Origin of the sequence: Mailhella massiliensis (assembly GCF_900155525.1) — a bacterium.
GTDB lineage: Bacteria > Desulfobacterota > Desulfovibrionia > Desulfovibrionales > Desulfovibrionaceae > Mailhella > Mailhella massiliensis.
Map to the genome: position 1 here is coordinate 180,633 of NZ_LT706940.1, position 13,760 is coordinate 194,392.

Annotated in this window: 9 protein-coding genes; 4 read left to right on the top strand and 5 right to left on the bottom strand. The window is 60.9% G+C overall.

All coding sequences use genetic code 11. The features are described from left to right. Positions 1 to 57: 57 nt before the first annotated feature. Both CZ345_RS02290 and CZ345_RS02295 read right to left on the bottom strand, forming a co-directional pair. The gene (locus CZ345_RS02290; RefSeq protein WP_077071574.1) at positions 58 to 1,065 is read right to left on the bottom strand and encodes a TRAP transporter substrate-binding protein; all 1,008 of its coding nucleotides are present in this window, start codon (positions 1,063 to 1,065) and stop codon (positions 58 to 60) included. Positions 1,066 to 1,213: 148 nt separating this feature from the next. Continuing rightward, a complete protein-coding gene (locus CZ345_RS02295; protein WP_077071575.1) occupies positions 1,214 to 3,205 on the bottom strand; it encodes an FAD-dependent oxidoreductase in 1,992 nt (663 codons plus the stop codon). Between the two features lie 254 nt (positions 3,206 to 3,459). On the opposite strand from CZ345_RS02295, the gene CZ345_RS02300 reads away from it, so the two are divergent. Next, positions 3,460 to 4,992 (top strand): sigma-54 interaction domain-containing protein, encoded by a 1,533-nt coding sequence (locus tag CZ345_RS02300; RefSeq protein WP_162274910.1) that lies wholly within the window; start codon positions 3,460 to 3,462, stop codon positions 4,990 to 4,992. A 111-nt stretch (positions 4,993 to 5,103) separates the two neighbouring features. Here the strand turns inward: CZ345_RS02300 and folD are convergent, their stop codons facing one another. The 3 genes from folD to efp form a co-directional block, all read right to left on the bottom strand. Continuing rightward, a complete protein-coding gene (gene folD, locus CZ345_RS02305) occupies positions 5,104 to 5,961 on the bottom strand; it encodes a bifunctional methylenetetrahydrofolate dehydrogenase/methenyltetrahydrofolate cyclohydrolase FolD (RefSeq protein ID WP_077071577.1) in 858 nt (285 codons plus the stop codon). 36 nt (positions 5,962 to 5,997) lie between these two features. Then, positions 5,998 to 8,856, bottom strand: a complete 2,859-nt coding sequence (locus CZ345_RS02310) for a DNA translocase FtsK (RefSeq protein WP_077071578.1) — start codon at positions 8,854 to 8,856, stop codon at positions 5,998 to 6,000. Positions 8,857 to 8,983: 127 nt separating this feature from the next. Continuing rightward, positions 8,984 to 9,541 (bottom strand): elongation factor P, encoded by a 558-nt coding sequence (gene efp, locus CZ345_RS02315; protein ID WP_077071579.1) that lies wholly within the window; start codon positions 9,539 to 9,541, stop codon positions 8,984 to 8,986. 219 nt (positions 9,542 to 9,760) lie between these two features. Here efp and yihA point away from each other — a divergent pair, with 219 nt between their 5' ends. The 3 genes from yihA to thiL are packed head-to-tail and all read left to right on the top strand — an operon-like array spanning position 9,761 to position 13,744. Beyond that, positions 9,761 to 10,423, top strand: coding sequence for a ribosome biogenesis GTP-binding protein YihA/YsxC (yihA, locus tag CZ345_RS02320; RefSeq protein ID WP_077071580.1), 663 nt, complete (start codon positions 9,761 to 9,763; stop codon positions 10,421 to 10,423). 5 nt (positions 10,424 to 10,428) lie between these two features. Then, positions 10,429 to 12,744: an ATP-dependent helicase gene (locus CZ345_RS02325; protein WP_077071581.1), complete on the top strand. Its 2,316-nt coding sequence runs from the start codon at positions 10,429 to 10,431 to the stop codon at positions 12,742 to 12,744. Continuing rightward, positions 12,728 to 13,744, top strand: coding sequence for a thiamine-phosphate kinase (gene thiL / locus CZ345_RS02330; protein WP_077071582.1), 1,017 nt, complete (start codon positions 12,728 to 12,730; stop codon positions 13,742 to 13,744). The genes CZ345_RS02325 and thiL overlap by 17 nt, the downstream gene beginning before the upstream one ends. Positions 13,745 to 13,760 lie beyond the last annotated feature (16 nt).

Genomic DNA, 13,760 nt, shown 5'->3' on the forward strand with positions numbered 1-13,760 from the left:
TACGGGTATGCGACCGGAGGACCCCTCCGGTCGGAAAAGATTTTCAGTAATGGAGCATTACTTCTGTACGTCTTGGATGAGCTTGATGAACGCAGGATCGATGTTCTTGGTATATTCGTCATACAGGGGCTGGAGGTTCTTCACGATCTCAGCCTTTTCCGCATCGGTGAGTTCGATGAGCTTGATGTTGTGCTGCTTGCAGTATTCTTCCCCCTTGCGTTCGAATTCCTGGCTCATGTCCCATTCTTCCATCTGGGACTTGCGGCCGGCGTCGAGGATCATCTTCTGCTGTTCGGGAGTAAGGGCGTCGTACTTCGCCTTGTTCATGACCACGAAGATCTTGGCCATATTGTGGCGAGTAACAAGGAAACGGTCTTCGATTTCGGCTCTATTGAAGGAAGCGAAGGTGCCGAAGTTGATGATTTCGCCGTCCACGGTACCCTGCTGAAGGGCGGTGTACACTTCGGTCCAGCCCACGGCGCAGGGGTTCATGGCAAGGGCATTCACAAAGGCCTTTTCAATAGGGGACATGGTCACGCGCACCTTGACGCCGCGCACGCTGGACAGATTCTCCACGCCGGAACGGGGAGTGAAGGCATAGCTTCTGAAAGGGGTGTCAAGGGTCATGACAAGCTTCAGACCGGCCTTCTGCGCTTCGCCGTCCACATACTTGTAGAGAGGGCCAGTGTATGGGTCGAATGCTTCGAGGAACTGGCGGTTCTTTTCAAATGCCACCATATAGGGAAGATCCATGGCCAGAAGGGGCTTGATGAACAGGTTGAGCTGGCTCTGGCCGATGAGGCTGAAGTCCAGAGAACCCTGCTGCGCCATTTCCGTGGTCACGCGGTCGTTGCCGAGAACGCCGTTGTTCATCACGCGCACTTCAAATTCTCCCTTGGAGATTTCATTCAAATTCTTGGCGAACTGTTCACAGCCGTAAGTATAGTCGTCATTGGGGCCGCCGGTGTTGGCCAGACGGAAGACGGTCTTGGCATCCGAAGACAGAGGCGACAGCATCATACCGGTAACGGCAAGAACCACACAAAGAACGGAACGCAGATTCATGAGGACTCCTTCTCGCAAAATGGACATTCGGTGGTAAAACCCGGAAAAGGCGCTCCGGCAGTGCGGAGACTGCCTGCCGCGCCGGAGCGCCCTTCCTTCGCTTCCATGGCGGGAAGACGCATACGCGTCTTCCCGGTAAAGGTTGTTCCTACAGGCGGGCAGCGGCATCCCAGCCGGATTCGATGGCGGTTCTGATGGTGCCCACACTGTCGCAGTCGCCCACATTGATAACGTCGAAGGCGGTATCGGCAAAGGAGTCCCTTTCCGCCGCGAGAGAACGGGAACCCGCGCTCACGATGACGGTGTCGGCTTCCAGAAGAGATTCCTTTCCTTCCTTGTCGCATACGGTCACGCCCTTGTCGGAAATGCCGACGCAGAGCGTTTCGGTCAGCGCCTTCACATGGTTCAGGCCCATGTGCTCTTCAAGGCTCATGCGTTCGGAAATCTGCGAATTGGCGGCCAGCCACTTCGTCATTTCCACCACGGTGACCTCATGCCCCTTGCCTGCGAGCTGAATGGAAAGTTCGCAGCCCACGGATCCGCCGCCCACGATGACGACCTTTTTGCCCACCTTGTCCTCATGACCGAACACGTCCCACGCCAGGGTGGCGTGTTCGATGCCGGGAATGGACGGCACGTTCTGCGTTGCGCCCACGGCCACGATGCAGGCGTCGAAATCGGCGTCTTCAATGAGCTTCGGGGTGGCCCTGGTATTCAGAAGCACCGTGACGTTGCTCTTGGCAAGCTGGGTGATGAAGTATTCGCGCAGGTCGCGCACATGGTTCTTGAACCACAGATGATCGGGGTACAGGGCAAGCTGACCGCCCAGCCTGTCGCCCTGCTCGAACAGCGTCACGTCATGGCCGCGTTCGGCAGCCTTGAGGGCCGCCTGCATACCGGCCACGCCGCCGCCGACCACGGCCACTTTCTTCGGCGTGGTTTCGCGCAGCATGTATTCCTTGTACTGACCCTGCCGGTAAAGCGGGTTCACGGAGCAGTGGCCGTCGAAGGTGGCGGTATCGGAAATGTTCACTTCCGTGGTCAGGGAACCGCGGCGGCCGCCGTCGAGGCAGTAGTCGCAGCGGATGCAGGGGCGGATATCCTCTTCACGGCCTTCGCGTACCTTGTTGAACCAGTACGGATCGGCCACGGACTGACGGCCGATGAGCACATAGTCGCACTTGCCTTCGGCAATGAGCTTTTCCGCCGTGGCCGCGCTGCCTATGGCGCCCACCACGCCCACGGGAACCTTGACGCCGGCCTTCTTCAGGGTATGGGCCGCTTCGGCGTTGTGGGCTTCGGGCACGAAGCAGGTGGGGTGCATCTTCGGGCGGGCATGAGCGTCGAGGCGCGTACCGCAGGAAACATGAATCATATCCACATAATCCTGGAAGATCAGAGCCTGCTGCGCGCAGTCGTCGGGGGTGATGCCGCCTTCCTTCTTGTCGTCGCCGTTGAGACGCACTTCGATGATCATGTCGTAGCCGATGGCGTCGCGGATGGCCTTGATGATTTCCAGAGGATAACGGCAGCGGTTTTCCACGGAGCCGCCGTATTCGTCGGTGCGCTTGTTGCACAGGGGCGAGAGGAAGTTGTTCATCAGCCAGCCGTGGCCGTAATGCAGCAGAATGCCGTCGAAACCGGAACGCATGGCGAGGACGGCGGCGTCCACATACATCTTTCTGACATCGTCCATGTCCTTTCTGTCCATGGCGCGGGTCATGCGGCCGTTGTACATGAAGGCGCTGGAGCTGATGAGGTCATAGCCCGGCCAGGGAAGCATACAGCAGCCGGCATGGTAGATTTCGCACAGCGTCTTGGTGCCGTACATGTGCACGGGACGCTGGAGATTGTGCATGTAGATGAAGCCGTCCACTTCGTCATCCAGCACAAGGTCGCCGCGGTGGCCGCCGTTGGCCGGAATTTCCATGGGAACGGTGATGCAGGCCGCGCCGCCGCGCGCCCAGTGGGTATAGAATTCCACGCCGTCACGGTTCAGACGATGATGGGAGTCCACGATATCGCCCTGGGAGCCGATGGGAGGAACCATGATGCGGTACTTGAAGGTCACCTGCCCCTTCTTGCCGACGGTGAGCGGAGCAAACACATGGGGATACTTTTCCTTGTACAGTGGTTTCATCGAATTCCTCCCGATGTTCGGCTTCCGGCCGGAACCGGCGTTTCCCATGCGCCATGGGAAAACGAGCGGCCGGATTCCATAAGTATTGATGTAGGATGAAAAGGCTTGCCTTTTCGCCTTTCTCTATGCTAATTTCGTGCCATACTATTTTTCCTTTATTATCAAGAGGTTATAAAACAATGAAAAATCAGCGGTCCGAAATATCGGAATTATCTTCCCATATTTCGGAATTTGAAAATAATGGCTCCCATATATTGGAACGATGTGAAACCTACCTCGGCGCCGTGGAGCGGCTCATTCAGGAAGACTCTCTGGAAGAAAGCCTGAACGCGCTTTTCCTTTATCTGTCCGACATTCTGCCGCTGACGTACCTTTTCTACACTCCTCCCTACGAAAGCCAGGAAGCCAGCCACATCCACATCTCTCTCGACGGGATACGCCTTTTCAAAAACGTCAAGACGCCGACGCGCGCCCAGATCAACCGCATTTTCGAACACAGGGCGAAGTTCAGCTCGGACAAGGTGTTCTACATCAAGTCGAGCAAGGAAATGGACGCCTTCTTCAGCATCATCACAAGTCAGGTGAAGATAGAATCGCCCTGCCTGTATTTCTACTTTCTTTACGGGGGGCAGGTACAGGGCAGCATTTACTTCGGCTGCTCCAGCGAAAAGGAGTTTTCCGAGGACGAGCTGAATTTTCTGAAAAAACTGTGGAAGCCGCTCTATTTCATCATCCGCTTCCACTACCAGCAGCAGCGCATGGAAAAAATCCTGGAACTCACGCAGGAAAACAACCGCGCCCTGCGCAAGCAGATCAGCGGCTTTGCCGACATCGTGGGCGCGAACTCGGGTCTCAAGGACGTGGCTCGGGAAATACGGATGCTCGCCCCCTTCGACATTCCGGTACTGCTCACCGGAGAAACCGGGACCGGCAAGGACCTTTTCGCCACGGAACTGCACCGTCTCTCCCCCAGAAGAGACAAGCCCTTCGTTGCGGTGAACTGCGGCGGCATTGCCCCCACGCTTCTGGACAGCGAGCTTTTCGGCTACACCAAGGGCGCGTTCACCGGGGCCTTCAAGGACTACAAGGGACGCTTCGAGCGGGCCAACGGCGGCACGATCTTTCTCGATGAAATAGGGGAACTGCCCCTCGACGCGCAGACAAGGCTGCTGCGCGTCATTCAGAACCATACCGTGGAGAGACTGGGGGGCAGCGCTCCCGTACCCGTGGATTTCCGCATCGTCTGCGCCACCAACAAGAACCTTCAGGACATGGTGCGGCAGGGCAGCTTCCGCGAAGACCTGTACTTCCGTCTTGCGGGGGTGACGGTGCACATTCCGCCGCTCAGAAACCGCCCCGGCGACATTCCCCTGCTCGTACAGCGCATACTGCACAAGGAGGCGGTACGCTACGGCGTTCCCGTACCCGTACTTGCGGCGGGAGAAATGCACAAGCTGCTGAACTACGCCTGGCCCGGCAACGTGCGGGAGCTTATCAACGTGGTGACCGAAGGCTTCGTGCGGGGCCTTCAGACCGGGGCCGTCATTTTCCGCACCGGCAAGGAAAGCACGCCGCAAAGCTGGCAGGACAGAAAAACCATGCCCTCCTTCGCCGACCTTCAGCGCGAATACTTCACAAGGCTCCTCCAGCTCTGCAACGGCTGCATTTCCGGCCCGCGCGGCGCGGCGGTACTCGCCGGTCTCAAACCCAACACCATGCGCGCAAAGCTCGACAAACTCCATATTCCCTACGGCCAGCAGACGAAGAAGGAACCGGAAATTTCCTGAGGGGACATACCGGCAGTTCCTCCGCCGGATGCGGAAGACATGCCGCAGGATCATGCCCGGGAAAAAAATCGCCCGGGCGAGCGCTCCGGGCGATGACATCACGGCAGGAAGCTACTCGGAAAGCAGCTTTTTTCTCCAGGCCTTTTCGGTATTGACGAGAAGCTGGGAAATGGTCATGGGTCCTATGCCTCCGGGCACGGGAGTGATGGCGGATGCGATCGGGGCCACGTTGTCGTAGTCCACATCGCCGCAGAGCCTGCCGTCTTCCCCGCGGTTGATGCCCACGTCGATGATGACGGCCCCGGGCCTGACCATGTCGGCGGTGACGAAACGCGGGCGGCCCAGAGCCGCGACGATGATGTCGGCCTCACGGCACACGGCGGCAAGGTCGGGCGTGCGGGAATGGCACATGGTCACGGTGGCGTTGTAGTCGCGGCTGCCCAGCATGAGCGCGATGGGGCGGCCCACAAGATTGCTTCTGCCGATGACCACGGCCTTCTTCCCGCTTACGGAAATGCCGTAATGGTCGAGAATGGCCAGTATGCCTGCGGGCGTGCAGGGGCGAAGGCCCGGTTCGTTCATGGCCACGCGGCCCTGATTCACGGCAGTAAGGCCGTCCACGTCCTTTTCAGGACTGATGGCGTCGATGCAGGGGCGGGAATCCAGCCCTTCGGGCAGGGGAAGCTGCAGCAGAATGCCGTCGATGGCCGGATCGGCATTGAGGGAGGCGATGAATTCCTCCAGCTCCTTCTGCGGCATGGAAGCGGGCTTGCGGTAGGAGGCCGTATCTATGCCGGCATCGGCGCAGGCCTTTTCCTTGTTGCGCACATACACCTGGGAGGCGGGGTCCTCGCCCACCAGAACAACGGCGAGACAGGGCGCGCGCCCCGCCTTTTCCCTGTCCTTTTCTATTTTCTCACGCAGGGCGGCGCGTATGGCGGCCGCCGTGGCCTTGCCGTCGAGTATCATGGCTGCTCCTTTTCCGGCCCTGCCGGAAAGCATGGGTTAGCGGTGAACGACACTGCGCGGGCGCGTGCCGTCGGCCTGACTGAGCAGACCGTCCTTCTCCATCTGCTCCACAAAGCGGGCCGCACGGTTGAAGCCGATGCGGAAACGCCGCTGAAGCAGGGAAATGGACACCTTGCCGTTGTCCAGAACGAACTGGATGGCTTCGGCATAAATGGGGTCGTCCACAATATCGTTGCCCCGGGATGCGGGCTGACCGAAGTCTTCCGAGGCGTCTTCCGCGGAATCGTTGCCGAATTCCGCAAAGTCTATCTTGTAGCAGGGCGGCTGCTGCCGCTTCCAGTATTCCACCACGGCGGAAACTTCATCATCGCTCACAAAAGCACCGTGCAGACGCTGTATCATGCCGCCGTTGGGCTTGAAGAGCATGTCGCCCATGCCGAGCAGCTTTTCCGCTCCCGCGCCGTCGAGAATGGTGCGCGAATCCTGCCCGCTCGTCACCTTGAAGGCGATGCGGCAGGGGAAGTTGGCCTTGATGATGCCCGTCACCACGTCCACGCTGGGGCGCTGGGTGGCGATGATGAGGTGTATGCCCGCGGCACGGGCCAGCTGTGCCAGACGGACGATGCTGCCTTCCACTTCCTTGCGCTTCACCATCATGAGGTCGGCAAGTTCGTCCACGATGATGACGAGGAAAGGCATGTTGGAAAGATCTTCCGGTTCCCCGGTTTCCGCATCCAGAGGCATGGAACCGCCGGCTTCCACCTCGGCGCGCAGTCGGGCCTGGCGTTCGTTGTAGCCGGTGATGTTGCGGACCTTCACCTTGGAGAACAGGGAAAGACGGCGGTTCATCTCGTCGATGGCCCAGAGCAGCGCGTTCTTGGTAAGATCCATGTCCGTAACCACGGGATGCACGAGATGCGGCAGATCGGCGTACATGGAAAGTTCCACGCGTTTGGGGTCCACCAGTATCATCTGCACTTCATCCGGTCTTGCACGGTAGAGCAGACTGAGAATGATGGCGTTCAGGCACACGCTCTTGCCCGCGCCGGTGGCGCCCGCCACCAGAAGGTGCGGCATTTTGGCAAGATCGGCGGAAACGGGTCTGCCCCCGGTATCCTTGCCCAGCGCCACGGTAAGAAGCGACTTGGCCTGCCGGAAGTTCTCGTTTTCCACAATTTCCCTGAAATGCACGGTGGAGCGCTTTTCATTGGGCACTTCCACGCCCACGGTATCCGTACCGGGCACGGGAGCCTGCATACGCACGGACACGGCCTTGAGCGACATGGCAAGGTCGTTGGCCAGGTTGGTGATGCGCGTGGCCTTCACACCGGGAGCGGGGCGCACCTCGAACATGGTGACCACGGGGCCGGGGGTGATGCGGGCCAGCGTGGCATGGACGTTGAAGTTCTTGAGGCAGGTGATGAGCGCAGCGCCCTGTCTGGCCAGCGTGGCCCCGTCGGGACGGTTCGCAAGATCGTCTTCCGGCAGGGGAGAAAGCAGGTCGAGGGGCGGCAGGGAAAGCTCTCTGCGTTTCGGCAGCACGGGAGCGGGAGCAACAGGCGCTGCGGACGCAAGTTCCTGCTGCGCGGCCATGGCTCCGGCCACGGCGGCATCGACGGAGGCGTATTCCTCATCCTTCACCGTTTCCGCCGCAGGGAGGGAAGGCGCGGACAGGCCCGCCCGCTCCGGGGAAAGGCCCTCGCCACGGGAGGAAGAAACGATCACGGCGGGAAAATCCTCGCCGCCCATGGGCGACTGTGCGGAAAGCGCGGCAAGGGCCGAAGGGCCGAGATCCTCTTCCTCGGCAGTATCTTCCGCAGGCTTCCGTACGGCTGCGGGAGCTTCCTGCACGGGCGTGGAAACCGGTGCGCTCGCTTCCCCATCTGCAGGACGCGCGGGCGCAGGCTCCGGAACTGCGGGGTCGACCGCAGCGGAAGCGACGACCGGGTCCTCCAGCTCCAGAATGAAATCCTCTTCGGCCTTCGGGGCGGGAGCAGGAGCAGAAACGGGAGCTTCTTCCTCCAGCGTGAAGCTCAGCGGAGCGCTCTTCTCCTCCACCGGCGCAGGGGCGGAGCGCTGCATCTGCGGCCCTTCCACAAGATGCAGAAGCTCGCCGATATCCTCCTCGCGCGGGGTATCCTTCCGCGGGGACTCCGCTTCGGGGGCCTCGTCGTGCAGGTTCAGGTCAAGCACGGGGCGTTCCCCGGCGGCTTCCTCCTTCTTCCTTCTGCCTGCGATGAGATCGAGCACGGCGCGCGGACGCGCACCGCCCGCCTTTGCGCGGCCCATCTTCGAGGCCAGTTGCCTGAGCGCCGGCGGAATATGCGGCACGGGCAGATCGTAGGTGGTGCCGAAGGAAGGAATTTTCCTCATCACCCAGGAAACGAAGCGGGAAATGAGCGTCAGCCAGGAAATGCTGAAGGAAAGCTCCATGGCGATGAGGAAGACGAAAAGCCACAGCAGAAGCGAGCCGGAAGGACTGAAAAACAGCATGGAAAGGGCCGAAAGCCACTGTCCCGTGATGCCGCCGCCGTGTATGCCGTGCAGCGCGATGTCGAAGGCGGAGGAGGTGACGAGCACGCAGAGAAAAAGCAGAAGATACCCCACCCAGCGGTACCACTTGAGCACCAGCCAGCGGGAAACGAGTCCCGCGCCCACGGCCAGAAAGAAAATCACCCACAGGAAGGAGCCGACGCCGAAGCTGTCCACCAGAAAACCGGACAGATACGCACCGAAAAGACCCGCCGCATTGTGTACGGACGAGGCCTGTATGCTCACGGCCTGATTGAAGGTCGGGTCACCGGCATGATAGCTCCAGAGACTGAGCAGCATAAGCAGACCGCAGAAAAGAAAAAGCAGTCCGAGCAGTTCGCGTATCAGCCTGTGTCCGTACATTCATGATCCCCTTCATGCGGTGCGCGCCCTCAGGAACATCTTCCCGGGGCTTTTCCGCCCAAAAATGAAAACGCTGCCGGAAGGGCGCGAAACGTCCTGCCGGCAGCGCAAAAGGAAAAAAGCCGGATTAATCGCGGCCGAGATATTCGCGGGTGCGGGTATCGACCTTGACGCGATCCCCTTCGTTCACGAAGATCGGCACCTGAATGACCACGCCGGTTTCCAGAGTGGCGGGCTTGGTCACGTTGGAAACGGTGTCGCCCTTCACGCCGGGTTCGGTCTTGGTCACGGTCATGACGAGGCTCACGGGCACTTCGATGTCGATGGGCTGCCCGTTGTAGAGCAGCACGCGGCACTGCTGGGATTCCAGCAGCCAGTCGGCCTTGCCGTCGGTATCGGCTTCGGGCAGGGAGATCTGTTCGTAGGTGGTCATATCCATGAAGATGAGGTCGGTGCCTTCACGGTACAGGTACTGCATGTCGCGCTGTTCCATATCGGGCTTGCCCACCTTTTCGCCGGAACGGAAGGTGTTGTCCACCACGCGGCCGTTCAGGATGTTGCGCAGCTTGGTGCGCACCATGGCGCCGCCCTTGCCGGGCTTGAAATGCTGGAATTCAACGATTTCATAAGGGGTGCCGTCGATCTCGATCTTCAGGCCGCGGCGAAAGTCAGTCGTGGAATACATGATGCCTCCAGGCAGAAATACGGTATTTACTATAAACATCCGAAACGGGCCGGCAGGCGGCCCGTCAAGTTCCCTTATGGGAAAACCCGCCCTTCGCCCTGCGAAGGGCCCCTGCGGAATATTTGCCTTTTCAGCCGGAGAAGGCTAATCTCAGCTCTTTCCGCAAAGCAAGATATATTGTCCGATAGAGGCTCACTTTGTCAACTCGCGAGGAGCGCCATGACCGACACGTCCGCCGAAAAAACAAAAAGACCGGAACCGACTCTGGAACTGCTGGCCACCCTTTACACGCTGGAACAGCTGGAAGACGCCTCGCACGACATGCCGCAGCTCGCGCTGGCAGGGCGCTCCAACGTGGGCAAGTCCTCCCTCATCAACGCCCTCGCCCGGAGGAAAAAACTGGCCAAGGTCAGCTCCGAACCGGGCAAGACCCGTTCCGTGAACCTGTTCAGGGTCAACCCCGACGGGTTCTGCCTCACCGACCTTCCCGGTTACGGCTACGCCCGGCGCGGTCATGAGGAAAGACGCAACTGGGCGGCCCTCATTCAGAAATATCTGGAGCAGACGCCCACGCTGCGCGCCCTCGTGCTGCTTATCGACTGCCGCATCCCCACGCAGGAATCCGACCGCGTCATGGCCGACTTTGCCCGGGCGAAGAACCTGCCCGTCATCGCCGTGCTCACCAAGGCGGACAAATGCACGCTGAAGGAACGCTCCGCCCAGCAGAAGACCTGGGAAAAGATTCTCGGCGGAGAAAGGCCCGTGGTGGTTTCCTCCGTCACGCGCCTCGGGCTGGATGAGCTGTGGGCGAGGCTGCGCGAGGCGGGCGCGCCTGCGGAAACGACCTGCGAACCTGAAAACGACGCGCCTTCCCGCGATTGAACGCCATGCTCGACATATCCCACCTGAACGAGGCCCAGAAAGCGGCCGTCACCGCGCCGGAAGGCCCCATGCTGGTCATTGCCGGCGCAGGCTCCGGCAAAACCCGCACCATCGTGTACCGCCTGGCATGGCTTGCCGAACAGGGCGTGGACCCCAGGTCCATGCTGCTGCTCACCTTCACGCGCAAGGCCTCGCAGGAAATGCTGCACAGAGCCGCCCAGCTTCTCGATCATCAGCTCTTCGGCGTGCAGGGCGGCACTTTTCACAGCTTCGCCTTTTCCGTGCTGCGCCGCTGGGCCCCGGACTGGACGGGCGGGACGCTCTCCGTCATGGACACTTCCGACAGCACCTCGGCCATACAGGCCTGCAAGGAAAGCCTGGCTCTCGGCAAGGGCGACAGGAGCTTCCCCCGCACGCAGGCCGTGCTCGGCCTGCTCAGCAAGGCGCGCAACAAGGAAATGACGCTTGAGGAAGTGCTCTCCCGCGAGGCGCAGCACCTTCTGCCCCACGCCTCCGACCTTGTGAAGCTCGGGGAAGCCTACAAGGCGTACAAGCGCGAACACTCCCTCATGGACTACGACGATCTGCTCTTTGAACTGGAACAGCTCTTCATCGACAAGCCCGACATTCTGGCGGCCCAGAAAATGCGTTTCGGCCAGATCATGGTGGACGAATATCAGGACACCAACAAGGTGCAGGCTCGCCTTGTACGTATGCTGGCCGGAGAAGACGGCAACATCATGGCCGTGGGCGACGACGCGCAGTCCATCTACGCCTTCCGCGGCGCGACGGTGCACAACATCCTCGATTTCCCCAAGCTCTTCCGCAACACGCGCATCATACGGCTGGAAGAGAACTACCGCTCCGTGCAGCCCGTGCTCGACGTGGCCAACAGTCTGCTTTCCCACAGTACGGAAGGCTACCGCAAGCACCTGTTCTCCCGCCGGGAAAAGCCTTCCGAGGCGGCCGTCACGCTGTACCGCCCCCTGAGCGACCTGAGCCAGGCCCAGCTTGCCGCCCGCCGCGTCGAGGAACTGCTCGAAACCGTGCCGGCAAAAGAAATCGCCGTGCTCTTCCGTTCCGGCTATCAGTCCTATCACCTGGAACTCGAGCTCAACAAGCGCGGCATAGGCTTCCGCAAGTACGGCGGACTCCGCTATGCCGAGGCCGCCCATGTGAAGGACGTCATCGCCTTTGCAAGGCTTGTGAACAATCCTCTGGATCTGCCCTCCTTCGACCGCATCGCCGCGCTTTCCCGGGGCATAGGTCCCAAGACTTCGCGCAGGCTGTTCGCCCTCGCCTCGGGCAGCGACGAAGCCGCGCTGAAAAAGGCTTCCTCCCGATGGCCCGACTTTCAGGAAAACATGGCGCTCATCGCCTCCCTGCGCATGGAACACGCCCGCCCGGAAGAAGTCGTAAGCCGTATTCTGGAACACTACCGGCCGAAGATGGAGGAACTTTTCCCCGACGACTGGCCCCGCCGCCTGCAGGGCCTGGAGGAAATGTCCACCATCGCCGCCACCTACGACGACCTTCAGCTCTTTCTGGCCGATCTTTCGCTCGACAGCCCCGAGGAAGCTCCCGTGGAGGAAGAGGACGAGCGCCGCATCACCCTTTCCACCGTGCATTCCTCCAAGGGCCTGGAATGGTCGGCCGTGCTCATCATCGACCTTGTGGAAGACCGCTTCCCCTCCCGGCACGCGCTGGTAAGACCGGAGGATTTTGAAGAAGAACGCCGCCTCATGTATGTGGCCTGCACGCGCGCCAAGGACACGCTGGATCTCTTCTCTCCGCTCAGCATCTACAGCCGCTCCTCGGGGGACAGGGAACCCGCTTCCCCCAGCCCCTTTGTTCGCGAACTTCCCCCGGACATGATGGAGGAAATCTACGAAAACTACGGCGGCGTACTGGCGAAAAGAAAGGTACAGAGCGCGCCGTCCCCGGACTTCTTCGCCGCCCCGCGCCGCAGGGCGTGGCATTTCGATGACGACGAGGCGAAGGAGCAGAAACGCAGGCGCACGGACGACTGGCCGCCCGTGGAACGGGACGACGCCTTCACGCCTCGCCCGCGCGAAGATGCGGACGACGCCTACATGGCCGCCGTGCGCGAGGCGGCGAAAACCGGGCGCAGGCTGGAAGAATCCCCCGAGGAAAAGCCCGCGAAAAAGAAGCTCGGCTTCTGCCGCCACCGGCTCTTCGGCCGCGGCAAGATCGTGGAGGAAATTCCGCCGGACAAGTACCGCGTCCACTTCCCGGGCTTCGGGCTGAAAATCATTCTTGCCGACTACCTTACCCTGGAGAGTCATGAACATGACCGGTGAAGACGACATTCTTGCTCTTGTAGGCCGCTTCTTTTCCGCGGAACATCCTTCCCTGCTTCTGGGCAGGGGAGACGACTGCGCCGTACTGAGGCCGGGCGCGCCCCTTGCCGTGAGCACGGACATCTTCGCCGAAGACACGCACTTCCGCACCCGCTACTTCACGCCCTATGATACGGGCTACAAGGCCCTTGCCGTGAACATCAGCGACATAGGCGCAAGCGGCGCCACGCCCGCCGGACTTTCCATGGGGCTTACCCTTACGGGCAGGGAGGACGAAGCGTGGCTTTCCGAATTCTGCCGCGGCATGAAGGAGCTGTGCGACCGCTTTTCCCTCGCCCTTTCCGGGGGCGACCTTGCGCGCTCCAGCCTGCTGAACATCTGCGTCACGGCATGGGGCGAACTGCCGGAGGGCCTGCCCCGGGGCCTTCGCCGCGGCATGGCGCAGGAGGGCGACATCATCTTTCTCATCGGCGGCGTGGGACAGGCGCGGCTCGGCCTGACCCTGCTGGAGGCATGTCCCGACGCCGAAGCGTGTGAAAAGACCAGAAAAGACTGGCCGGAAGCCTGCGCCGCCCATCTGCATCCCCTGCCTCTGGCAAAGGAAGGCGCAGCTCTGGCCCGTTTCGCCCTGCACCATCAACTGGAGGATCGTCTTTCCCTCATGGATGTGTCCGACGGACTCGCCCGCGATCTGCCGCGCCTTCTGGCGGGAACGAAAACGGGCCTCGGGGCGGATATCGTCCTCTCTGCGGACGATCTTTCCCCGGAAATTCTGCGCTACGCCGAAAAAACGGGCATCTGCGCCCCGGACTTTGCCTTTGAAGGCGGAGAGGACTATGCTCTGGCAGGGACCTGCCCCGCACAGTTCTGGCCCGAGCTTTCCCGTGTTCTCTCCACCTTCGACACGCCCTCCCTCCTGCTGGGAACCGTGCGCAAAGGCCCCCTCACCCTCAACGGGCACAGCCCGCACTCGGCAGGGTTCGACCATTTTTCCTGTTGAAAAGCGTGGGGAAACA